The 24,008-nt window shown below is 32.8% G+C and carries 18 protein-coding genes; 15 read left to right on the top strand and 3 right to left on the bottom strand.

Features of this window, described 5'->3' with window-relative positions:
- Positions 1–303 precede the first annotated feature (303 nt).
- Positions 304–1,056: a DUF5995 family protein gene (locus F0000_RS24250; RefSeq protein ID WP_149627313.1), complete on the top strand. Its 753-nt coding sequence runs from the start codon at positions 304–306 to the stop codon at positions 1,054–1,056.
- 641 nt (positions 1,057–1,697) lie between these two features.
- On the opposite strand, the gene F0000_RS24245 is transcribed toward F0000_RS24250, so the two are convergent.
- Positions 1,698–2,465, bottom strand: coding sequence for a phosphatase PAP2 family protein (locus tag F0000_RS24245; RefSeq protein WP_149627312.1), 768 nt, complete (start codon positions 2,463–2,465; stop codon positions 1,698–1,700).
- Between the two features lie 481 nt (positions 2,466–2,946).
- Between F0000_RS24245 and guaB the strand changes: the two genes are divergently transcribed.
- The 3 genes from guaB to F0000_RS24230 all read left to right on the top strand — a co-directional run bounded on the left by guaB (position 2,947) and on the right by F0000_RS24230 (position 10,885).
- On the top strand, positions 2,947–4,419 hold the full coding sequence (gene guaB / locus F0000_RS24240; RefSeq protein ID WP_149627311.1) for an IMP dehydrogenase: 1,473 nt from the start codon (positions 2,947–2,949) through the stop codon (positions 4,417–4,419).
- Between the two features lie 1,675 nt (positions 4,420–6,094).
- On the top strand, positions 6,095–9,304 hold the full coding sequence (locus F0000_RS24235) for a SusC/RagA family TonB-linked outer membrane protein (RefSeq protein WP_149627310.1): 3,210 nt from the start codon (positions 6,095–6,097) through the stop codon (positions 9,302–9,304).
- A gap of 6 nt (positions 9,305–9,310) precedes the next feature.
- Complete coding sequence (locus F0000_RS24230; RefSeq protein ID WP_149627309.1) at positions 9,311–10,885, top strand: SusD/RagB family nutrient-binding outer membrane lipoprotein; 1,575 nt, start codon at positions 9,311–9,313, stop codon at positions 10,883–10,885.
- Positions 10,886–11,407: 522 nt separating this feature from the next.
- Here F0000_RS24230 and F0000_RS24225 read toward each other — a convergent pair.
- Positions 11,408–11,914 carry an OmpH family outer membrane protein gene (locus F0000_RS24225; protein WP_149627308.1) on the bottom strand — a complete coding sequence of 169 codons (507 nt, stop codon included), beginning with the start codon at positions 11,912–11,914 and terminating at the stop codon, positions 11,408–11,410.
- A gap of 89 nt (positions 11,915–12,003) precedes the next feature.
- Positions 12,004–12,243, bottom strand: a complete 240-nt coding sequence (locus F0000_RS24220) for a hypothetical protein (protein ID WP_149627307.1) — start codon at positions 12,241–12,243, stop codon at positions 12,004–12,006.
- A 209-nt stretch (positions 12,244–12,452) separates the two neighbouring features.
- Between F0000_RS24220 and F0000_RS24215 the strand changes: the two genes are divergently transcribed.
- From F0000_RS24215 to F0000_RS24170, 11 genes are all read left to right on the top strand, one after another.
- A complete protein-coding gene (locus F0000_RS24215; protein WP_149627306.1) occupies positions 12,453–14,408 on the top strand; it encodes a peptidylprolyl isomerase in 1,956 nt (651 codons plus the stop codon).
- Between the two features lie 57 nt (positions 14,409–14,465).
- On the top strand, positions 14,466–15,260 hold the full coding sequence (locus tag F0000_RS24210; RefSeq protein ID WP_149627305.1) for a peptidyl-prolyl cis-trans isomerase: 795 nt from the start codon (positions 14,466–14,468) through the stop codon (positions 15,258–15,260).
- Positions 15,244–16,677 (top strand): peptidylprolyl isomerase, encoded by a 1,434-nt coding sequence (locus F0000_RS24205; RefSeq protein ID WP_368668145.1) that lies wholly within the window; start codon positions 15,244–15,246, stop codon positions 16,675–16,677. The genes F0000_RS24210 and F0000_RS24205 overlap by 17 nt, the downstream gene beginning before the upstream one ends.
- A 1-nt stretch (position 16,678) precedes the next feature.
- Entirely contained in the window at positions 16,679–17,635 is a 957-nt protein-coding gene (locus tag F0000_RS24200; RefSeq protein WP_149627303.1) for a MoxR family ATPase, read from the top strand.
- Between the two features lie 627 nt (positions 17,636–18,262).
- Entirely contained in the window at positions 18,263–18,436 is a 174-nt protein-coding gene (locus F0000_RS27960; RefSeq protein WP_188112264.1) for a hypothetical protein, read from the top strand.
- Between the two features lie 111 nt (positions 18,437–18,547).
- A complete protein-coding gene (locus F0000_RS24195; RefSeq protein WP_149627302.1) occupies positions 18,548–18,856 on the top strand; it encodes a M28 family metallopeptidase in 309 nt (102 codons plus the stop codon).
- A gap of 195 nt (positions 18,857–19,051) precedes the next feature.
- Complete coding sequence (locus F0000_RS24190) at positions 19,052–19,303, top strand: M28 family peptidase (RefSeq protein ID WP_368668146.1); 252 nt, start codon at positions 19,052–19,054, stop codon at positions 19,301–19,303.
- Between the two features lie 9 nt (positions 19,304–19,312).
- Entirely contained in the window at positions 19,313–19,582 is a 270-nt protein-coding gene (locus F0000_RS24185; protein WP_188112263.1) for a T9SS type A sorting domain-containing protein, read from the top strand.
- A gap of 100 nt (positions 19,583–19,682) precedes the next feature.
- The gene (locus F0000_RS24180) at positions 19,683–20,108 is read left to right on the top strand and encodes a hypothetical protein (protein WP_149627299.1); all 426 of its coding nucleotides are present in this window, start codon (positions 19,683–19,685) and stop codon (positions 20,106–20,108) included.
- Between the two features lie 650 nt (positions 20,109–20,758).
- The gene (locus tag F0000_RS24175; protein WP_149627298.1) at positions 20,759–23,536 is read left to right on the top strand and encodes a bifunctional aconitate hydratase 2/2-methylisocitrate dehydratase; all 2,778 of its coding nucleotides are present in this window, start codon (positions 20,759–20,761) and stop codon (positions 23,534–23,536) included.
- Positions 23,537–23,716: 180 nt separating this feature from the next.
- Positions 23,717–24,008 (top strand): hypothetical protein (locus F0000_RS24170; protein WP_149627297.1); only part of this gene is annotated, 292 nt, incomplete at its 3' end.

The raw sequence follows: 24,008 nt of genomic DNA, 5'->3' as shown, positions 1-24,008 counted from the left end.
TTTTTCCTTTCTACTTCGTTTAAAAAATAAACCGTAGCTATAGCTATGCTTGATTTTTTTGCCTTGCATAAAGAAAAAATAATTCAATGAATTTATACGAATTTTTTAATCACAAATCGTATTAGTTAAGGATTAACAAAATCCAATTTTAACCTAAATAAATTATCATAACAGGAAAATAGATTTAATGTACTTATAAACAGTTGTTTATGAGTTGTTAGTTGTTTTTGAAATAGTACAGGTAAGATTAAAAACATTTTAACTATTTTTATTACAGGTAGTTAATTCGTAAGATCAAAAAACTTGAAACCAATATATACAATAGATGATGTTATTAGTAATCTGGATACCATCATAGAAGAATCTATACTTGATCATAATCCTTTAGGGTATTTTGCGGCATTGTACAGAAAAGTAACTGTAAAAGTTAAAGAAGGTATTTTAAGCAATTTTTTTGATGATGGATCAAGAATGGAAAAACTAGATGTCATATTTGCGAGTAGGTACCTTCACGCATATTTTGCCTATAAAAACCAACAACCAACTACCGAGTCCTGGAAAAAAGCATTTGATGTATCAAAAAAATATTGGCCAATTGTACTTCAACATTTACTGATGGGGATGAATGCCCATATTAATTTGGATCTTGGTATTGCAACAGCAGAAGTAGCTAAAGATCAAAATATAGAAGATCTCAAAGATGATTTTAATAAAATCAATGAAATCCTTTCTTCTCTTGTGCTGGAGGTGGAAAGAGATCTTGCAGAGATTTGGCCAACATGGCATAAAATCTTAAAACTCACTCGAAATATTGATGATTTTCTGATAGATTTCAGTATGGAAATTGCCCGGGATGGAGCTTGGAAATTTGCAAATAATATTGCTGATTCTTCTGAAGATCAGCTGCAAAAGCATATCGAAGAAAGAGATGAAAAAGTTATAAAAAATGCAAATTTTATTACAAATCCAGGTTGGATTGTTAAGCTTGTTATGGGAGTAATTCGATTAGGCGAGCTTGGTTCTGTTGCGGATAAAATTAAGGACCTAAAAAATTAGTTTATAGAACTGATAGTTCATTGTTTATTGAGTTAGATAAGTGTAAGCATAGTATTTTAAGGATTTGGTATTACCTTTTTGAAACTTTGTATATAAGTTATAGAAAACGAATTAATAGCAACCTGAGTTGATGATTAATTCAGAAGATTAAAAACCGTAAATTCGAGACATCTAATAAAATTTTATCCAGTGTTTAAACCTGAGATAGGTAGAAAAATATTATCATAATGGTCAAAGAACTTTAAATTTTAATTATTTGCAAAACAGATAGTTATGTAATGTATTAATGATAGAGCTTTGACTAATGAAAAGTGTGTCAAGTACTTTTGATACAAATTTTTTGTCAAAATTGTACTCAAAATCAGTTTACTCGATAATCGAGATTTAAATGCTCCGAGGCTTGCCTCAAAATCAAAATGTCTTTTTCAATAAATGCTTCGTGGGTTTGCCCCGAGCTAGTTTACTCTAGATCATAATACCAGTTTTGTTTTAAAAATACTCAAATAGAAAGCAACAATTTCTTGTTCAGACAAAAAAGAAAATTAAAACAGAGCCACGGTAAGGCTTCTTTATTATTTTGAAATATGAGTAAAAAAAGAGAAAATTTTAATAGGTAATCATAGAAAGGATAGTATACAGGGCTAAAAAGATCTGGAAAAGTAAAAACCTAAAGACTGCCCATCGTATTGAGGGGTAAAAGCAATTCCATCCATTTTTTTAAAAGGGTTCCAGGAAATAAGATGATCAAAATGATACACTAGTTTGGTAGATAAAATTCCAATACCAGCTCCAACAAGTACATCAGAAAGAAAATGCTTGTTATTAAGCATTCTCATGCCAGCAGTTGTTATAGCAAAAAAATAACCACTATAGGCTAATAGAGGTTTTGTGTCAATAAATTCTTCATAGAGAACACTTGCGCTAGAAAATGCAATTGAGGTATGTCCAGAAGGGAAAGAATTTGCTTGTGTAGATTCGCCAGGTCGCTCTTTATACGTTTCTTTTTTTATGATTGTTGTGGTAACACCAGTCAAAATAGTAGAAAGCATAAGGTTTTTAGTTTGATCAAACCAATGATTTCTTGAAGGAACCCCCAATATATCTGCTGCATAAAGTTGTACAACTGGAGCGTATCTGGTATAATCATCAATTTTGAAATGAAAATCATCACCAACAGAACTTCTAAGATCTTTTTGAAGAGATTTCTCAAAATCACTAGTCGATAATAGGATTCCGGAAGCAATCAAACTTATTGGTAAAATTCTTTTTTTAAATAAACTTTTTTTAGGCTTATTATCTATTTTCTGAAACTTACTATAATTAGAGTTTATACGTGAAGAATTTGTGAGTTGAGCATTGATAAAACTAATATTAAAACATATCAATAGTAGGATAATATGATTTTTCATATAACATTATTTTGGGGAATAGACACTTTGGGAATGTCTAGTTCTAAAATTAGGAAATATATTTAACTAATCTTGAGTAGTGGTTTTCAACCGAAAAGTTTGGCTTTTGCACTGTAATGAAGTAGGTTTTTCCAGCATAGTCATAGCTAAGGTTAAAAAAACAACAAAATTAGCGTGCAAAATGTAAATTTTGTACGTCAAAGCATTACTTAAGATGAGTTTGTTGTAAAAAAACGTTAAAAAAAATATTTTATTGCCTTTTTTATTATAAAAATTCGAGGTATATAAAAGTTTACTATTTTTAAGATAAAAAAAATACTTAAAATATTGATAATTAGTTTTTTATTGCGTTTTTGTGTTCTCTGAAATCAAATTTGATCGATGTGAGGTTTATTTCCTTCTCCATCAAAATAAAAAAAGTCATACAGCTATATTCCTTTAAAAAAGACTTATATTTGCACGCAATTAAATCTTAATTGCCATGACAACACATGAATCCAAAATTGTTGGAGAAGGACTTACATACGATGATGTCCTTTTAGTTCCTGCCTTTTCAAAAGTACTACCTAGAGAAGTAAATATTCAGACTAAGTTTACAAGAAATATTACGATAAACGTGCCTATAGTTTCTGCTGCTATGGATACGGTTACAGAAAGTCGCATGGCGATTGCGATGGCACAGGAAGGTGGTATTGGTGTATTGCATAAAAATATGACCATACAGGAGCAGGCAATGAAGGTTCGCAAAGTAAAAAGAGCAGAAAGCGGGATGATTATCGATCCTGTTACTTTGCCATTAAACGCAAAAGTCGTTGATGCCAAGAATAATATGCGAGAGCATAGTATTGGTGGTATTCCAATTGTAGATGGGAATGATAGATTATTAGGGATTGTTACCAATAGAGATTTACGTTTTGAGAAAAACGATGATCGCCCTATATCAGAAGTGATGACAAGCAAAAATCTTGTAACTGTAGGAGAAGGAACTTCGTTACAGGAAGCAGAGGTTATTTTACAGGAAAACAAAATAGAAAAACTACCCGTAGTAAACAATGATAATAAGTTGATAGGTCTAATTACCTTTAGGGATATCACAAAGCTTACGTTGAAACCAAGTTCTAATAAGGATGAGTTAGGAAGATTACGGGTTGCAGCAGCAATAGGAGTAACTGGCGATGCGGTGGATAGAGCTGAAGCTTTGGTAAAAGCAGGCGTAGATGCAGTTGTGATTGATACAGCTCATGGGCATACAGAAGGAGTTATAGCTGTGTTGAAAGAAGTGAAATCAAAATTTCCTGAATTAGAGGTGGTCGTTGGTAACATCGCTACAGGCGAAGCAGCAAAGTACTTAGTAGAAGCTGGTGCAGACGCAGTAAAAGTAGGAATAGGTCCCGGATCTATATGTACTACCAGAGTTGTCGCAGGAGTAGGATTTCCTCAGTTTTCTGCAGTGTTAGAAGTAGCAGCTGCAATAAAAGGATCTGGAGTTCCTGTTATAGCAGATGGGGGAATTCGATATACGGGAGATATTCCAAAGGCAATAGCAGCCGGTGCAGATACAGTGATGTTAGGATCATTACTTGCAGGAACCAAAGAATCTCCTGGAGAAACAATTATTTACGAAGGAAGAAAATTTAAATCATATCGTGGGATGGGATCTGTAGAAGCTATGAAAAAAGGTTCAAAAGATCGTTATTTTCAGGATGTAGAAGATGATATCAAAAAATTAGTTCCAGAAGGTATTGTAGGTCGTGTAGCATACAAAGGAGATCTTTATGAAAGTATTCATCAGTTTGTAGGAGGTCTAAGAGCAGGAATGGGGTATTGTGGCGCCAAGGATATACAAACACTACAGGTAACAGGGCGTTTTGTTAAAATAACAGCAAGCGGTATCCATGAAAGTCATCCTCATGATGTAACCATTACAAAAGAAGCTCCCAATTATAGTCGATAATTTTCTGGATTTTATTTCTTTTCACAAATTAGGGTTTTTAGATCCCTTACTTTAGCGTAACTGTTTTTTAGAAAATAAGTTAAGAATTAGTAGTACTTATTGATTTGTTCAAACTAGAACTTGCTTATTTTCTTTTTAGAACTAGAAATACTTTTTCGGAGAAATGCATTTTGTCTCAAAAAGCATCTCTTGAGAACAATTTTTTGTTTGATTGTAATATATGGTGTGAAAAAAATAATAGAATCTAAGAAGAAAGACTACATTAATGCACTTTTTATAATCAAAAAATAAAATAATAGACAATTACTCTGGTAAAAAGCATTCTTTGGATAATAATTTATTAAAAACTGCTTCTTTTTTTTCTTGTTTTCACAAATTTATCTAATTATTATTCTTTTTCTAAAGAATGAGTATTCGTAGAATTTTTTTACTTTGGGAATTGATTTTGAAGACAGTCAATCAAGCTAATACTCAATAGAAGATAAATTATTAGTGTTAAAAAATAACTTTTTATTAACATTTATTTTGTAGGGAATTATGGATACATCTTGTTTTTATAGTAAACCTAATGAAGTGAGATAGGTGAATGATAAATTTTCGTAAATCTTAAGTTTAGATGACTTTTCAATTTCTTTAAATGTGCCTGATTTTTTTAATCTCTGGCTTTTTAAAAATGATTATTTATACAAATTTGTCATAAACCCAGTAAACTAACTCTTAAAATCCATTGTATTATGAAAAAAATACTTTTAGAACGTAAATTTTTTCAGCCTATAACTGCATTATCCACTGTAAATAACCCAAACGAAAGCGATAAAATCAGCCCAAAGAATCAACAAAATGGTCTTTCAAATGGTATAATACTACAGCTATATTACTCAATTCATCATAAAACAACTAGACTGTCGTTATATTAAAAAGGTTATGATGAGGGTATTCATTTGGAATCTATTATTAATGTAGAAAAACTATACGTATCACAAGATTGATATCACATTATACTTTTCAGACTATCAAAATATAGAAGCACTCTTACTTACATACTTCTAAAAGTAAATGGAGACTTCATAAGTGTTAATCTAATAGTCTGGTATGCATATTAACTCATTGACAAGAAGTGCTAAATGTTTAAAGAAAAGCATTTTTTTGCATAGATTTTGCATAATTGAAAACTTCGGCTGATTAGGAACGAATCATCGTTTTGCCATTTAAAAGTATAATGTTTTATAGATTGTTTATGATGTCTGCTATTAATGACTAGGAAAAACCAGCACATGCAAGTCCGGACGACAAACATTGAGGAAATCTTCTTGTTTAAAAGCTTGAAGATAATTTTCATATGCACTTTTTAGAGAAGTCATAGTTAGCAAAATGTAAAAGTGGCTATCCTGAATTAGGTAAAAAACTGAATCTATAAGTGAAGTAATATCTAAAGATCTTGTTCAAAGCATTAATCATGTATAACAAGTCCTATGTTATAAAGGAGATAGTGAAATTTTATCATTCAGAATCTTATACTGCTTATTTAATATAGTACCTACCCATCTAACTTCAAAAATATATAAGATATAATCGGTAAATATTATGGTGTTGAGAAGGTTTAATACACTTCGCCGTATGATCCGTATTTATTAAGAATTCACATAATATCAACTATAAATTAACTAAAACAAAAATGAAATTAACCAGACAAAAAATTCTAATACTATTTTGGGTATTAGTTACAAGCGTATCTTTTGCGCAAGAAATAACGATAAAAGGGAAAGTGCTTGATGACAAAGGGTTGCCATTACCAGGAGTGAACATTGTTGTAAAAAACACAAATAATGGAACCCAAACAGATTTTGATGGTAAGTACAACATTCAAGCGTCAAAAGGAGTCATGTTAATTTATAGCTATCTGGGGTTTGAGGATGAAGAAGTTGTTGTAGGAAGTAATGCTCTTATCAATATTTCATTAAAACCTTCAGCCTCAGAATTAGATGAAGTGGTGATAACGGCATTGGGAATTTCTAAAGAAAAGAAATCTCTTGGGTATTCTGTTCAGACCATAAAATCTAATGATATTACAGAAGCAAGAAATACAAGTGCATTAAATTCGCTTTCAGGAAAAATTGCCGGGATACAAATTTCTACACCAAGTGGAAATTTAGGAGGATCATCCAGAATATTACTTCGGGGTCCGGGTTCTATTACTCAAGAGAACAGACCGCTAATTGTTGTTGATGGAACTCCATTGGATAATTCTAATTTTAATACAGTTTCTACTCAAACAGGAGGAGGTGGTAGAGATTATGGAGATGCGGGATTTGATATTAATCCAGATGATATTGAAAATATTAGTGTGCTAAAAGGTGGTGCTGCAAGCGCATTATATGGGTCAAGAGCGCAGAATGGAGTGATTTTGATTACTACAAAGAGTGGTAAAAAAGGGAAAACAGTGATAACCCTTAATTCTGGAATAACTTTTGAAGCGATCAATATCATTCCTAAGATTCAGCAACTATATGGAGGAGGAGCAGGAAATCCTGCAACTTTTGAACAATCAGATTTTCAACAAGTAGTCATGAATGGAACCACATTTGATGTTGTTGATTATGCTACAGATGAATCTTGGGGCCCAAGATATGATCCTAATAGACTTGTGTTACATTGGGATGCTTTTGACCCCGAATTTCCCAATGATTTCATGAGACCGAGAGCCTGGGTCTATCCCGAAAATGATAGGGAAGATTTTTTTAATGTTGGAATATCACAAAACAATGGAGTGTCTTTTACACAAGGTACTGATAAATCAAATATTCGATTGTCTTTAAATAATACACAAACTAATGGTATAGTTCCTAATTCTAAACTCGACAAAACATCCGTAAATTTTAATGGATCTTCGCAGTTATCTAACAAGATAAAAATTAATGCCGGGGTCAATTTAACCATTACAGAAGGGTTTAACAGACCAGCAACAGGATATACCGGAGCAGGTGTGATACAGCAGTTTTTTCATTTTGGTCAAACCTCCTTAGATTTTGGTAGATTGAGAAACTTTAAGCTTCCTGATGGTACACAAAGATCTTGGAATCGTACTGCTGCAAATGACCCGACAATCAGGTTTTCTGATAATCCTTATTGGACAATAAATGAAAATATAGCAACCGACGAAAGAGTGCGCTGGTATGGTAATGTTGGTCTAAAATATGATTTTACGCCTTCTTTGTATGCTAATGTAAAGATTTATGGGGATACTTATAATCTCAAAATTAATCAACAAACAGCAGTGGGTTCTGCCGGACAATCCTCATATTCTGAGTCTGACCGGAATTTGAAAGAAATCAATTATGAAGGGCGTCTACATTATGATCAGGTCTTTTTTGATGAAAAAATTAATATAAATGCATTTATAGGAGGTAACAGGAGAAATAATGAATTTAGTAGAATTAGTGGGAATACCCGTGGTGGACTCGCTACTCCAAGAATTTATAACCTGAATAATTCTGTTGATGATGCAAATGTTGACGAGTTTGATTCGAGAAGGAGAATTAATAGTATTTTTTGGTCGTTATCTATTGGGTATGATGAATTTGCATATGTAACCGTAACAGGAAGGAATGACTGGTCCTCAACATTACCAATAGAGAACAATTCATATTTTTATCCATCGGTAACAGGAAGTTTTGTTTTTTCTAAATTCATTACCCCCTCTTGGTTGTCCTTTGGGAAAATCCGGGGAGGTATTGCGGGAGTAGGTAGTGATACAAGTCCTTATTCATTAATCAATACCTTTGAGAGTAGGAGTTCATTTTTTGGGAATATTAGATTTAACAATGATGAAACGAAACTTAACCCCGGATTAAAACCAGAACAGAAAACTACATGGGAGGTCGGTCTGGAAATGGCTTTCTTAAAAAACAGAGTAAGTTTTGATCTTACCTATTATGATGAAGAAACGAAGGATCTGATTACACCAGTAGCAGTTGATCCTTCTACAGGATTTTCTGAAACAAATACAAATGCCGGGAGGTTATCTAATAAAGGGATTGAGGCATTGATTAATATTACCCCGATAGATACAAAAGGTTTTACCTGGAATTTTACCTGGAATTTTTCTAAAAACAAAAATGAATTAATAGAGTTGATAGATGGAGTTGAAGTATTACAGATAGGAAGATTTCCATTTAACGGTGTTTCTGTAAATGGAGTAGTAGGGCAACCATATGGAGTGATTAGAGGAACTAATTATATTTTTGATGACCAGGGGAATAGAGTCGTTGGGGCAAACGGTAGATTTTTGGAAACAAGAAATGTAGAGAATCTGGGATCTGTATTGCCAGATTACAATATGGGGTTTAGAAATAGTTTTAACTATAAAGGTATTAATCTTGGCTTTCTTATAGATGTACAAGAAGGAGGGGTCTACAGATCGTTGACAAATCTATGGGGGAATTATTCTGGTATTTTAGAACAAACAGCAGCAAACAACATTCGTGAAGAAGGTACAGTTTTAGATGCGGTGACTGGTACTGTAACATTTGATGCGGATGGTAACTATACTGTTACAGGTACATCGCCAAATACTACCAGGATTACTGCACAGCAGTTTGGACAGGATCATTTCTTTGGCCCTGATGCTCAAAATATTTTTGATGCAGACTATATAAAATTACGTGAAATCACATTAGGATATACCTTACCCAAAGAGTGGATAGAGGGAAATTTAGAATCAGTTCGATTTACAGCATTCGCAAGAAATCTTTTTGTTTGGGGATTGGATAATGATGATATTGATCCAGAAGTTGCGACCTCTGGGAGTGGTAATATACAGGGATCAGAAGGAGGAGCATTGCCTTCAACAAGGTCTTTTGGGTTAAATGTAGAATTAAAATTTTAAGAAATCATGAAAAATATAATAGCAATTTTTGCAATCATTACAAATATACTTTTCTTTATATCATGTGGAGAAGATCTGGAGGATATAAATGAAAACCCGAATAGCCCTGAAATTGTATTAAGTAATACGATTTTTAATAGTGCAACCAAAGAGTATGTAGACGACACTAGAAATAGTTTTAGTTCCGGAAGGTTGAGCCTGCCATGGATGCAGTACTGGGGTCAAAATGCCTATGCAGATGAAGATCGCTTTATTTATAGAGAAGGAACGGCAGAAGGCTTATATACGAATACATATTTAGTGGCAACAGATTTTAAATCAATAATCGATTTAAACACAAACCCCGAGACCAGAGAGCAAATGTCTGCAGTCGGTAATAATGATAATCAGATTGCAGCATCCAGAATTATGCTTTCATATATATTTCATAAGCTTACAGACTTTTTTGGAGATGTTCCTTATTATTCCTTTGGGAGTGATGATCCGGATTTTCAGGCTTTAGATATCGATAATGTACTATCTCCTGTTTTTGCCTCTCAAGAGAAAATATATATGGATATCTTAAAAGAGTTAAGAGAAGCTTCTGATATGATTAATACATCTGAACCAGTATTTACCAGTGGAGATAATATTTTCAATGGAGATGCTGTAAAATGGAAAAAATTTGCAAATTCACTGATTTTACGAGTTGCAAACCGTATTAGAGGTGTAGACCCATCAACAACAAATAATGAGATTGCAACAGCCGTTGCTGCAGGAGTGTTCACGTCTAATATGGACAATGCAATTCAGCAATACGAATCTGCAGATGCAACAGCTTCACCTTATTGGAGAGCTTTTATAAATAGAACAGATTTTTCTGTAGTAGCTCCTTTTGTTAATTTGCTGAAAGGAGATATAGGGAATTTTGGACCGGATCCCAGACTCTTTGAAATGGCAGCTCCAGCCAGTGCATCTATCACTAGTATAAAAGAAAATAGCTATACAAGGAGTGAGAATTATGATGATTATGAAGGCATTCCGTATGCTTTTAGATTGGCAAATCTTTTACCTTTTACGACCTATTCGTTTCCGAGTAGCACAATTATCAAACCAGATTATGGAGAAGTATTGATGGAGTATGCAGAAGTAGCATTTATACTGTCCGAGCATAATGGATGGGATCAAGCTCTATATGAAGATGGTGTGAGAGCATCTATGGAGCGTTGGGGAGTTGCTGAAACAAATATAGAATCCTTTGTCAATAATTTACCGTCAGCATCTCAAGAAACAGTCTTGAATCAAAAATATGTTGCCTTATACATGCAGCCTCATGAATCCTGGGCAGAATACAGAAGAACTGGATTTCCAAATATTTTGATCAAACCAAACGAAGAAACTGTTTTGCCAGCATCACAGGCAGGTCCGGCAGGTGTTACAACCTATATATTTGAGGCAGGTGAAGGACTTACCGATTTACCAACACGTCTTAGATATCCTTTAATATTACAGACATTAAATGGAGCAAACAGAGCCGCGGCAGTTACTAATTTGTCTGATGGAGATGTGCTAACAAGTAAATTATTCTGGGATGTGGATTGATGTAAATGTCTGTTTAGGTCAAGATTTACTCGATAATCGAGATTTAAATGCTCCGAGGCTTACCTCGAAATCAAAATGTTTTTTTAAATAAATGCCTCGTGGGCTTGCCCCAAGGTAATAGTTTACTATTCTAGATACCACCTTCCGTTGTAAGATTGATCCCCTTGACGTGATTTTTTAGACCGAAGTTCTTATTGGATTTATGAATTATATCAGGGGTTGAGAAAAAGAAAAACCGTTTCAAAATTATTTTTTGAAACGGTTTTTTTTGCTTAGTTAAGCAATGACCCATTTTTAGTTTTAAAATACTCAATCAAAAAGAGTAAATTTTAATAAGTAATTTTAAATCAGAAATGATATTATACGATTTGTGATTAAAAAATTCGTATAAATTCATTGAATTATTTTTTCTTTATGCAAGGCAAAAAAATCAAGCATAGCTATAGCTACGGTTTATTTTTTAAACGAAGTAGAAAGGAAAAAGAAACGATGAATATGCGAAATTTTTAGTTATAAATCGTATTATTCTACCTTGAGGCCTAATTTAGTCATAACAGTTTTAGTAAGATCAAATTTTGGATCTATATATGCCAGACCGCTATTAGTAATAGTAAGTACCTGCGAGTATCCTTCTGATTTGGCAACCTCTTCTAGTACTTTTCCAATTTTTTGATATAGAGGTTGTAATAATTTGTTTTGCTCTAATTGAACAAGTTGAGTTCCGTTTTGACGAAACTTGGCAATATCATTTTCTAAGGCGATAATTTCCTCTTGTTTTGTCTTTTTCATCGGCTCAGTCATAGTAGCTACATTTTTTTGATATTCAGCTACCTTGGCTTGGTATTCATCTGCCTTTGTTTTTAGCTCAGCTTCTAACTTGGCATTGTAGGCTTTTAGATCCTCTTGAACCTTAGTGAGTTCCGGGAGTTTAGAAAGAATAAATTCACTATCAACGGTACCAACCTTAGATTGAGCCATCAACTGAATACTAGCTATAAATAATAAAATCGGGAATACTATTTTTTTCATTGTAATTTTGTTAACTCGTGTTATAAAATTTTTGCAAATATATAAGGTCTAAAACAATATATGTGCCAAGAAATATGTTTTTTAGAAGTCTATTCTTCATATAACTGACCGCGATGCGGTTTTAGACGATCTCTTACAGCTTTCATTTCTGAATCTGTAACCACCAAATATGCGATACTGTGCATTTCATTTACATCTTGAAATCCAGTAATAGTAATCGCTAACTTTTCTGAAAACACATATTCTTTAAGATGTATTTCATGATGCTTAGCTGTTTTATGGGCAGATGGTCCTCTGAAATCCCAGATTAACTTTATTTTTCTTTCCAAAATATTTTTTTATAAACAAGAAGTTGATAATACAATATGATAAGGTGTAGTTTTTGTTTTTTAAAATAAAGTCACAATATTAATGAGATTCATAAAATTTTAAAAGGTTTTTAATACTATATTACCATAATGTTTCGTTACAAGAAGAACTTGTAAAATGCCTTAATATTATTATTTTTGTCCAGATAGGGACTTTTATTAAAAAAACTATGTATAAAAAAACTACTATACTTTTTCTAAGTATGATTTTTTGCTTTCTAGCAAACGCACAACAAAAAGACCAAGTACTTCTTACTATTAATGATGCACCAGTATATACTTCAGAATTCAGAAGAGTTTATCTTAAGAATATTGATCTGGTTAAAGACGAATCTCAGAAAGATATTGATGAATATCTGGAACTTTTTATTAATTATAAATTAAAATTAGAAGAAGCAAAGGAGCAAGGTTTAGATAAAAAAGAAAGTTATATTAAAGAACTGGCAGGGTATAGGAAACAACTGTCTTCAGGGTATTTAACAGATAATGAGGCTTCTGATGCGTTGGTCAAAGAAGCATATGATCGTTTACAGGAACGAGTAAATGCCAGTCATATCCTAGTGATGCTAAAACCTAATGCCTCGGCTCAGGACACTTTGGTAGCATATAATAAAATTGTGGAGGCTAGAAATAAAATTGTTACTGGAGAAAGTTTTAATGAAATAGCAAAACTTTATAGTGAAGATCCATCTGCAAAAAGTAATGGTGGTGATCTAGGTTGGTTTTCTGCATTCAGAATGGTGTACCCTTTTGAGGAAGCAGCATATACTACAGAAGTAGGAGACGTTTCAAAACCATTTAAAACTCGTTTCGGATATCATATCGTAAAAGTTAACCAAAGAGAAAAAACTTTAGGAGAGGTAACAGTAGCACATATAATGGTAGCTTTTACCAAGGAAAGAACTGAATCAGAAGCAGAAGAAAGAGTAAACGAAATTAACAAACAGTTACAACAAAATGCTTCTTTTGAATCTTTGGCAAAACAGTTTAGTGATGATACGAATACAGCGGTTAATGGTGGTAAAATTAATCGTTTTGGGCAAGGGGTTATTAATTCAGAGCCTTTCGAAAAAGCAGCGTTCAGCTTAAAAACTCCTGGAGAATTATCTGCGCCCGTCAAATCTAAATATGGATGGCATATTATAAAATTGATAGAAAAACACGCACCTAAAACTTTTGAGGAATTAAAGCCGGAATTAACCAAAAAAATAAAGCAGGACGGCAGATCACAATTGATTACCGAATCATTCATAAATTCTCTAAAAGAGAAATACGGTCTAAAAAGAAATGAAGCGGCAATTAGTTACTTTAAGAAAACAGTTCCAGAGACTATTTTTAAAGAAGAATGGGCAATACCGTCCAGTGATGATAGTCTAAATAAGGAGTTAATGACTATTGGTGCTACTAAGTATACTTTTATGGATTTTGCAAAAACACTAAAAGAAAAAGGAACAAAATCCGGTTCTACGGATGTAGCAATTTTTGTGGAGGAAATGTATACCGATTTTGAATCCTCTAAATTGTTAGAGTATTATGAAGAACACCTAGAAGATGATAATCAGGATTTTGCAAATGTGATATCAGAATATAGAGATGGGTTGTTACTTTTTGATTTAATGGATAACAAAGTGTGGAATGCTGCAAAAAGTGATTCTATAGGACTTAAAAAATTCTATGAATCGAGAAAAAATAACTACGTAAAAGGAGAAACCTACAAAATAACAAAAGCTTCCTCGACTAAAAAAGAATTGATTGATGAGGTAGAAAAGTTGATTAGTAAAGGAAAATCAATAGAGGAGATAAAATCAGCAGTAAACACTTCTAAGGATGATGTGGTACTCTTTTCTGAAGAGGAATTAATAAAAGGAGAAGATGCGTTGGTGAATAAGCTATCAGGTAAGAAAGAACAAATTCTGGTAACAAATGAGGATAATTACATAACGCTTATCAAAGTGAATGAAATTACACCATCAAGATTAAAAACTTTTGAAGAAACAAAAGGTAAAGTCATCAATGATTTTCAAGAAAATCTGGAAAAAACCTGGCTTAGTCAGTTAAGAAAAAAATATTCTGTAGACGTACACAAAAAAACATTGAAGAAGATCAAAAAAGAATTATCTATATAAATGAGATATAGTAGTATACTCATGCTTCTATTGCTTGTAATTGTTTCTTGCCGTAATATGAATCGCCAAAGACGGGAAGAAGCAGTGGCAAGAGTTAATAATACATACTTATATAAAGAAGAGATAAAGAGCCTGGTTCCTGATGGTGCTTCTAGGGAAGATAGTATTAATATCATAAATAACTACATCAATATTTGGGCTACAAAACAATTATTTATAGATCAATCAAAACGTAATTTAACAGAATTAGAGTTACAGGAGTTTGATAATCTGGTAGAAGATTATAAAAGCACGTTATATATCAATGCGTATAAAGATGCAGTGATTAATAAATCCATTAATATGGAGGTGACTGATCAGGATTTAGAAGCGTATTACAAAGAAAATATAGAAAATTTTAATCTTAATGAAGAGTTAGTAAAGTTACGTTACTTACATTTGCCTGCTGATTATAATGATATAGTTGCAACGCAGACACGTTTTAATCGTTTTAATGATGAGGATAAAGAAGATTTACTAAGTAAAAAACTGGAATTTGTAACATTTTCGTTTTCAGATGCTTCTTGGATACAATTAGAAAAGGTATTAAATCGGATTCCAATTCTAAAAGATCAAGATAGGAACAAACTTTTGAAGAACGGCAAATATGTACAATTGCGTGATTCTTTGGGAGTTTATATGATTAAAATAAAAAAAGCCCTCAAAAAGAAAGAAACAGCACCATTAGAATATATAAAACCTACTATAAGACAAATCATACTAAGCAAGAGGAAGCGAGAATTGATAAAAAAATTAGAAAAGGATATTACAAAAGATGCGATTAAAAATAAACAATTTGAAACTTATAAGTAAGAAGATTTTATATACAGCGGTGCTGTTGCTACTAGTATCTAGTATGCCGATCTACGCCCAGGAGATTATTGATGATGAAGTAAAAGAAGTCACAGAAGAAAAAAATGAATCTGTTGAGCCATCTCAGAGAATTAAGATAGATGGCGTTGCCGCTGTGATTGGTGAGTATGTCATTCTGGATAGTGATGTTGCTATTGCGTATCAGCAATTGGTGAGTGAAGGAGTATCTGTAGAAGATGTATCCAGATGTCAATTAGCAGGAAGTTTGTTTGAGAATAAATTATATGCGCACCACGCCGTTCAGGACAGTGTTTTGGTTACAGATGCAGAGGTGAATTCTATGGTTGATCAACAACTTAGTTATATGACTAGAGAATTAGGAACTATCGAAAAAGTTTTAAAATTATATAAAAAGGATGATCTTGATGATTTTAAAAAAGAACTTTTCCAAATAAATAAAGCAAATAGATTGTCTGAACAGATGCGGTCTAAAATTATTGAAGAAGTAGAGATTACGCCAGAAGAAGTGAGAGAATTTTTTGATGAAATCCCAGAAAAAGAAAGACCTCTTTTTGGAACAGAAATAGAACTTGCTCAAATTGTAATTGAACCTAAAGTTCCAGAAGAAGAAGAACAAAAAGTTATAGATAGATTAAAACAGTTTAGAATTGATATTATAGAGAATGGAAGTAGTTTTGCTACCAAAGCTGTATTGTATTCTCAGGACCCGGGTTCTAAATCTACTGGCGGGAAGTATACCATAAACAGACAAGCTCAATTTGCAAAAGAATTTAAAGATGTAGCCTTTAGCCTACAAGAAGGAGAAGTGAGTGAACCTTTCAAAACTGATTTTGGATGGCATATTGTTCAATTGGATAAAATAAAAGGAGAGAATATTGATGTAAGACATATTCTTTTAGTGCCAGAAGTAACAAGAGAAAGTATTGATAAAGCAAAGAAACTTGTAGACTCAATACGTACAGGTATTATTAGTGGTAATATGGATTTTAAAAAAGCTGCCAGAAAATTTAGCGATGAAAAGGAAACAAAAGAAGACGGCGGACAATTATTAAACCCTACTACTGGAGATACTCGTTTTGAACTTACCAAAATTGACCCTATATTGTATGATCAAGTTTCAAAATTAAAAATGAATGAAGTCTCATTGGTGATTCCTGATCAGGATCGTCAAGGTCGTAAAAAGTTTAAATTAATAACAGTATTAAATCGTTATGACGAGCATATTGCAAATTATTCTAAGGATTACCTGAAAATTCAGGAACTGGCGCTTAGAAAAAAACAAATTACAGCAATACGAAAATGGCAGGAAGAAAAGATCAATGATACCTATGTAAAACTTAATGGAGACTATAGAGACTGTGAGTATAGTGGTAATTGGTTAAAAAAAGAAAAATAATATGTCAGACGACGTTGCAGCAGTAAAAAAACTGGTAAGCAAGCATACCGAATTAAAAAAGGAAATTTCAAAAATAATCATAGGTCAGGAAGAAGTAATCGATCAGATACTTATTGCTGTATTTTCTGGAGGTCACGCACTGTTAATAGGAGTACCCGGATTGGCAAAGACACTTATGGTAAATACTATATCCAAAGCATTAGGGTTGGATTTTAAAAGAATTCAATTTACTCCAGATTTGATGCCTAGTGATATTCTTGGGAGTGAAATTCTAGATGAGTCAAGACATTTTAAATTTATCAAGGGGCCCGTTTTTTCTAATATTATCCTGGCGGATGAAATTAACCGTACGCCTCCTAAGACACAAGCAGCATTGTTAGAAGCAATGCAAGAAAGATCAGTAACGGTAGCTGGACATAATTACAAGCTGGATTTACCATATTTTGTGCTGGCTACACAGAATCCGATCGAGCAGGAAGGTACGTATCCATTGCCAGAAGCACAGTTGGATAGATTTATGTTTGCCATAGAACTGAAGTATCCAAGTTTTGAAGAAGAAGTAGAAGTGGTAAAAAGCACCACCGGAGATACATCAGTAACAGTCAATCCGTTATTTACCGCGCAAGAGATTATAGATTTTCAGCATTTAATTCGTCGTATTCCGGTAGTTGATAATGTAATTGAGTATGCAGTTAGCATAGTTTCTAAAACAAGACCTGCTGCAGATACTGCTACAGAATTAGTGAAAAATTATATAGACTGGGGTGCAGGTCCGAGAGCTTCTCAAAACCTTATTTTAGCAGCAAAAGCGAATGCAGCTGTAAAGGGGAAATTTTCACCAGATATCGAAGATGTGCAAGCAGTGGCGACTGGAATTTTACGCCACCGTATGATTAAGAACTATAAAGCAGAAGCAGAAGGAGTGAGCATTGAGGATATTATTCAGAGTTTGTTTTAAAATTATTTTCAAGTTAGAGAATACCTAAGTTTCATAATTAATACATTTTCTTTTTATACGCATGGCAGTATCATATTCATATGTAGCTCCTGTATTGCAGCCTTAAAGGAGTTTTCTTATTTTATATACTACCTTTTTTTCTAAAGCGTTTAACTCCCTGAAAAAAAGGAACTATATAAGTCGGAAACAGGATTTTATGGTATTGAACACTTATATTAACCTTTTCTATTTCCTAAAAAATGGCTGAAATTTGTCTGTATTTCGTTGTTTTTTCGTCTGTAGTGCTACTATAGACTACAAAAAGTACCTCATCTGGTCAAATTCCAACTCATTTTCGGTTAAAAATAAAAAGTCAGGATGATTTTATTAGTTAGATAAATATAAGAGCTTGTTTAAAAACCTTACTTCTTGAAAACAAATATTTTAAGAACCGTGAGCTTACTTCATCAAATAATTAAAATATCTCGATATTCTCATTATTTGAAGTGTCCTCAGAACCTCAAACTATTGATTTTCAATTTGTATTCTTTTTAAACATACTCTAAAATTACAGATAGGGTAATTTGATTTAGCATTGTTTAATAAGTAAAGATATTAATTTAAATCTAAACAAATGATGAAACAAAAATGCTCTTTTATCCAATTTGGTTTAATACTATTTACTCAAGCGATTTTGCTCAATCTGTTAGCGATTTAATCAATGAAGTAGATACTAATTCCTTAAACGCATTCTTGAACGAATTTTCTGGAGAAGTAAGTACTACCGTTAATGGTTCTCCTGTAACGATAAAAATAGGGTAAGTGAAGATCCTCCAGGAAATGATTTAGCTACAGACTACCTTATGGAACGCCTTAATAATTTTGGTAATTTAGAGATAAACGAGTAATGTATATAGCAGTGAAGGTAGAAATATTATAGCGACTCAGGTTGGTCAAACTAATCCTTATGATATTTATATAGTATGTGCGCATTGCGATTCTTTGACTGATTATGGTGCAGATGATAATGCCACGAGTACTTCTGCAATATTAGAGATTGCAAGAATATTATCTCAATATTGTATCGAGAATACCATTATTTATGCATTATGGGATCAAGAAGAAGTAGGCCTTATCGGTTCGAAAAACTATGCTAGTAATGGTGATAATATAGTAGGAGTCATTAATCTGGATATGATAAAAATCAAAATGATGATGTTGGAATTCATGCTAGGGATATAGAAAACTCGGTTGAGTTGCAAAGCCTTGTTGTGAATGTGTTATACGATTTGTGATTAAAAAATTCGTATAAATTCATTGAATTATTTTTTCTTTATGCAAGGCAAAAAAATCAAGCATAGCTATAGCTACGATTTATTTTTTAAACGAAGTAGAAAGGAAAAAGAAACGATGAATATGCGAAATTTTTAGTTATAAATCGTATTAAACACATATTCTTCACAAATTGGATTAACAGCAAATCCTATGAATCCTGGTTTCGAAAGTAGTGATCATGCACCTTTTTGGGATAATGGTTTTTCTGCAATATTTATATCTGAAGCAGGAGTATTTAACGATCTTAATCCATTTATTCATACCGTTCAGGATAGAGTAAGTATTTTGGATCTACCTTATTTCCATAAAATATCGAAATTAGCAATGGGAACTGTAGTAACATTACAGGTATAGTAGATGCTAATGTTTGTTCTTTACATAATAGATAATAACGATACATTTGATGGAATCAATATCTATCCTAACCCAATTATCTCTACTATTAGTATATCATTAGAAGAAATAAATGATTCATCTGTGCAAATAATGAATATTATTGGTAACGTGATTATAGATAAAAAAATGGAAAGTAAGATGACTCATATTGATTTACAGGATATGCCCAAAGGGATGTATTTAATGAGAATTAGATCAAATAATAAGACAGTAATTAAAAAAGTGATTAAAGAATAGGAATAAATAGTGTATTGAGCATCATCGTTAAACCTTTTTGATTTATAGGAGTCATAGTATAGGATAAAAAACATTTAATACTAAAGAAAAAAATAAACAAATGAAAAAAGTTTTAGCCTATCTAATGATACTATCTTTTGGAGTGCTATCTGTATGTGCACAATCAGAAGGTAGAGAGGAAAAAAGAAAAATAAGAAAAGAATTCTATGAAAGTCTTTCTGAAGACCAAAAAGAACAATTAGAGCATCAAAAAGAACTTGGCAGAAAAAATAAAGAAGCTTTAAAAGCAACATTTACAGAGGAGCAATTGACAATTGTACAAAATGAAGATCTCTCTAAAAAAGGAAAACGTAAAGCATTAAAAGCAACGTTGAATGAGGATCAAAAGGCAATGAAAGCATCTCATAAAGAAGTAATGAGAGCAGAAAGAAGTAAGTTTGAAGCATCTTTAAATGAAAATCAGCGTCAACAATACGCTGAGATAAAAAAGAGAAAAGGAAAAAAAGGTCATAAAAAAGAAAGATAGAACACTAATTTGGCGTGAATCATTAAAAAAAAGTGAAGTTGATAAAACTTCACTTTTTTTATGTATTATAGATAAAATTGTCGATTTTAGATCTTGTAATTTGATAATACACTATAACGTTTTCGTTATCCATAAAATTCTACGTCAGTTAATTGTATGTAATTTTACGTGATTACCATTTTAGCAGATCTATATTTGATAAATTATATAAATACATAGCTTGTTTTTTCAAAATATGTAAAAAAGGATTATTAGTTGTATTCATTTAATAAAATCCTTTAAAATTCGTATTTTCGTCGGACTTTTCAATACTTAAAAATACTGTGTATGGCATTTGATATCGATATGATAAAAAGGATGTATGTCCAAGCTGAAGAATCAGTAAATACAGCTTACAAAGTAACGAGATTTCCTTTTGTTTTAACAGGAAAAAATTTATGTATATACTCTTGGAAAGATAAAACTAATAAAGTAAGCTAAGGATGTAAGGACACTGCCGATTTTGCTACATATCTTAGTAATTTGTCGTGTGATAACACTATTAACTATACACATGGAGTTATGGTAGTGTATGCAGACAAAGAAAAAGAAATTTATGTGTGATTACACGCTTACGTTTTAACATTTGAAAGAATTCTATTATATATTATATGAACACTTATAATGATTACATCAAAGAGATTGAAGAAAGAAAATCTCAAGGATTACACCCTAAACCAATTGATGGAGCAGAGTTATTAAGCGAAATTATTTCGCAAATCAAAGATAAAGATAATACACATCGAGAGGATTCTCTTCATTTTTTTATTTATAATACCTTACCTGGTACTACAAGTGCTGCCGGTGTGAAAGCTAAATTTTTAAAAGAAATTATTCTTGGAGAATCTGTTCTTGAAGAAATTTCGCCTGCTTTTGCCTTTGAGCAACTATCTCACATGAAAGGTGGGCCTTCAGTAGAAGTATTACTAGAGTTAGCCTTAGGTAATGATGAAGCTATTTCTCAGGAAGCTGCTAAAGTTTTAAAAACGCAGGTTTTTCTCTATGAAGCAGATATGGAACGCATAGAAAATGCTTATAAAAAAGGAAGTGCAGTAGCCAAAGATATTATTGAAAGCTATGCGCTAGCAGAGTTCTTTACTAAATTACCAGAGGTTGATGAAAAAATAGAAGTAGTAACTTACATCGCAGGTGTAGGTGATATTTCTACAGATTTACTCTCGCCAGGTGCTGATGCGCACTCAAGATCAGATCGTGAATTACATGGTCAGTGCATTTTTGAGCATAACAAAGATATGCAAAAAGAGGTGTTAGCACTAAAAGAGCAGCACCCGGACAAGCGTATTATGTTAGTGGCCGAAAGAGGAACTATGGGTGTTGGTTCATCCAGAATGTCTGGTGTAAATAATGTAGCGTTATGGACAGGCGTTACCTCCAGTCCGTATGTGCCATTTATTAATATAGCACCCGTAATTGCTGGTACTAATGGAATTGCTCCAATATTTCTAACAACCGTTGGAGTAACAGGTGGAATAGGTATCGATCTTAAAAACTGGGTTACTAAAAAAGATGCAGAAGGTAATACCGTTTATGATAAAGATGGAGAACCGGTATTAGAGCATGTATATTCTGTTGAAACAGGTACAGTGCTTACCATTAATACAAAGACAAAGAAATTATATAACGGAGATAAAGAATTAAAAGATATTTCAACAGCACTAACTCCTCAAAAAATGGAGTTTATTAAGGCAGGTGGATCTTATGCTGTTGTTTTTGGTAAAAAATTACAAACATTTGCTGCCAAAACTTTAGGGATAGAAGCACCTCAGGTATATGCCCCTTCAAAAGAAATTTCTATTAAGGGTCAAGGATTAACAGCAGTAGAAAAAATATTCAACAAAAATGCAGTTGGAACGACACCCGGTAAAACACTGCATGCAGGATCTAATGTTCGTGTAGAAGTAAATATTGTAGGTTCCCAGGATACTACAGGATTAATGACCTCTCAGGAACTGGAAATGATGGCAGCCACAATTATTTCTCCTATTGTTGATGCAGGATATCAATCAGGATGTCATACAGCTTCGGTTTGGGACGATAAGTCAAAAGCTAATATTCCTAGACTTATGAAGTTTATGAACGACTTTGGATTAATTACAGCGCGTGATCCTAAAGATAATTACCACGCAATGACAGATGTAATCCATAAAGTGTTAAATGATATTACAGTAGGGGATTGGGATATTATTATTGGTGGTGATTCTCATACACGTATGTCAAAAGGAGTTGCATTTGGAGCAGATTCAGGAACTGTTGCCTTAGCCTTAGCCACAGGAGAGGCTACTATGCCAATTCCACAATCTGTAAAAGTAACTTTTAAAGGAGATATGAAAAGTTATATGGACTTCAGAGATGTAGTTCATGCAACTCAACAACAAATGTTAAAGCAATTTGGTGGAGAAAATGTATTCCAGGGAAGAGTCATCGAGGTTCATATTGGGACATTAACTTCTGATCAAGCGTTTACATTCACAGATTGGACTGCCGAGATGAAAGCAAAAGCTTCTATATGTATTTCAGAAGATGAAACACTAATCGAATCATTAGAAATTGCCAGAGATCGTATCCAAATCATGATTGAAAAAGGAATGGATAACGAAAAGCAAATGCTACAAGGTTTAGTAGATAAAGCTAATAGCAGAATTCAAGAAATTAAAACTGCGATAAAACCAGCTTTAAAACCTGATGCTGATGCCGAATATTATGCAGAAGTAGTTATTGATTTAGATGAAATTGCCGAGCCCATGATTGCTGATCCAGATGTGAACAACGATGATGTTTCTAAACGTTATACACACGATACAATCAGACCATTATCCTATTATGGAGGTACCAAAAAAGTAGATTTAGGATTCGTGGGATCGTGTATGGTACACAAAGGAGATATGAAAATTTTAGCTCAAATGCTAAAGAATATAGAGGCACAAGAAGGTAAAGTTGAGTTTAATGCTCCTCTTGTAGTGGCTCCCCCAACATATAATATTGTTGATGAGCTAAAAGCAGAAGGTGACTGGGAGGTATTACAAAAATATTCAGGCTTTGAGTTTGATGATAGTGCACCAAAAGGTTTAGCACGAACGAAATATGAAAATATGCTTTATTTAGAACGCCCGGGATGTAACCTTTGTATGGGTAACCAAGAAAAAGCAGAACCAGGAGATACCGTAATTGCTACCTCAACACGCCTATTCCAGGGAAGAGTTGTTAAAGATTCTGATGAGAAAAAAGGAGAATCTTTATTATCATCAACTCCGGTAGTAGTATTATCTACAATTTTAGGAAGAACTCCTACTATGGAAGAATACGAAGCGGCAGTTGATGGTATTGTACTAACCAGATTTAAGCCATCTCAAAAACAATTGGTTATGTAATAAAGATATTTGTTTATTCGATTAAAAGCCTTTTTACGATTCGTACTAAGGCTTTTTTAGTGTCTTTACTTATAGATTAAAAATAGTATAATACGATTTACGGAATAATATTTCGTATATTTGTATATGGGTAAACATATATCATTTAGAGTAACAGAATCGTCTTCAGAACTTCGTTCAATGATTCGAAAGGAATCAAATTCTAAAAATATTTTACGATTACAATCATTACTTCACATAAGAGAAAACACTTTTAAAAAACAAACAGATTTAGCGAGTCATTTGGGGTACAATGTTCGCAGTATGGAGTTATGGTTAAAAGTTTATAAGGATGAAGGGATTGAGGCTATGCTAATTGGTTCAAAGCCAAGAAAAGCTAAAAAGCGTAAAATTAGTAAAGAGGTTCATACTGGATTATCCGATAAGTTAAATGATAGTTTTGAAGGTTTTGGGAGCTATGTTTTTGCAGTAG

This window comes from Aquimarina sp. RZ0 (genome assembly GCF_008370685.1).
In the GTDB taxonomy this organism is placed as follows: Bacteria; Bacteroidota; Bacteroidia; order Flavobacteriales; family Flavobacteriaceae; genus Aquimarina.
This window is presented reverse-complemented; position numbering and strand designations above follow the sequence as displayed.

Excerpts from the sequence above, each read along its gene's own strand:
- F0000_RS27960 (WP_188112264.1), top strand. The coding sequence starts at position 18,263 with ATGCTCTTTTATCCAATTTGGTTTAATACTATTTACTCAAGCGATTTT.
- guaB (WP_149627311.1), top strand. The coding sequence starts at position 2,947 with ATGACAACACATGAATCCAAAATTGTTGGAGAAGGACTTACATACGAT.
- F0000_RS24245 (WP_149627312.1), bottom strand. The coding sequence starts at position 2,465 with ATGAAAAATCATATTATCCTACTATTGATATGTTTTAATATTAGTTTT.
- F0000_RS24200 (WP_149627303.1), top strand. The coding sequence starts at position 16,679 with ATGTCAGACGACGTTGCAGCAGTAAAAAAACTGGTAAGCAAGCATACC.
- F0000_RS24185 (WP_188112263.1), top strand. The coding sequence starts at position 19,313 with ATGTTTGTTCTTTACATAATAGATAATAACGATACATTTGATGGAATC.
- F0000_RS24230 (WP_149627309.1), top strand. The coding sequence starts at position 9,311 with ATGAAAAATATAATAGCAATTTTTGCAATCATTACAAATATACTTTTC.
- F0000_RS24175 (WP_149627298.1), top strand. The coding sequence starts at position 20,759 with ATGAACACTTATAATGATTACATCAAAGAGATTGAAGAAAGAAAATCT.
- F0000_RS24235 (WP_149627310.1), top strand. The coding sequence starts at position 6,095 with ATGAAATTAACCAGACAAAAAATTCTAATACTATTTTGGGTATTAGTT.
- F0000_RS24225 (WP_149627308.1), bottom strand. The coding sequence starts at position 11,914 with ATGAAAAAAATAGTATTCCCGATTTTATTATTTATAGCTAGTATTCAG.
- F0000_RS24210 (WP_149627305.1), top strand. The coding sequence starts at position 14,466 with ATGAATCGCCAAAGACGGGAAGAAGCAGTGGCAAGAGTTAATAATACA.
- F0000_RS24215 (WP_149627306.1), top strand. The coding sequence starts at position 12,453 with ATGTATAAAAAAACTACTATACTTTTTCTAAGTATGATTTTTTGCTTT.
- F0000_RS24180 (WP_149627299.1), top strand. The coding sequence starts at position 19,683 with ATGAAAAAAGTTTTAGCCTATCTAATGATACTATCTTTTGGAGTGCTA.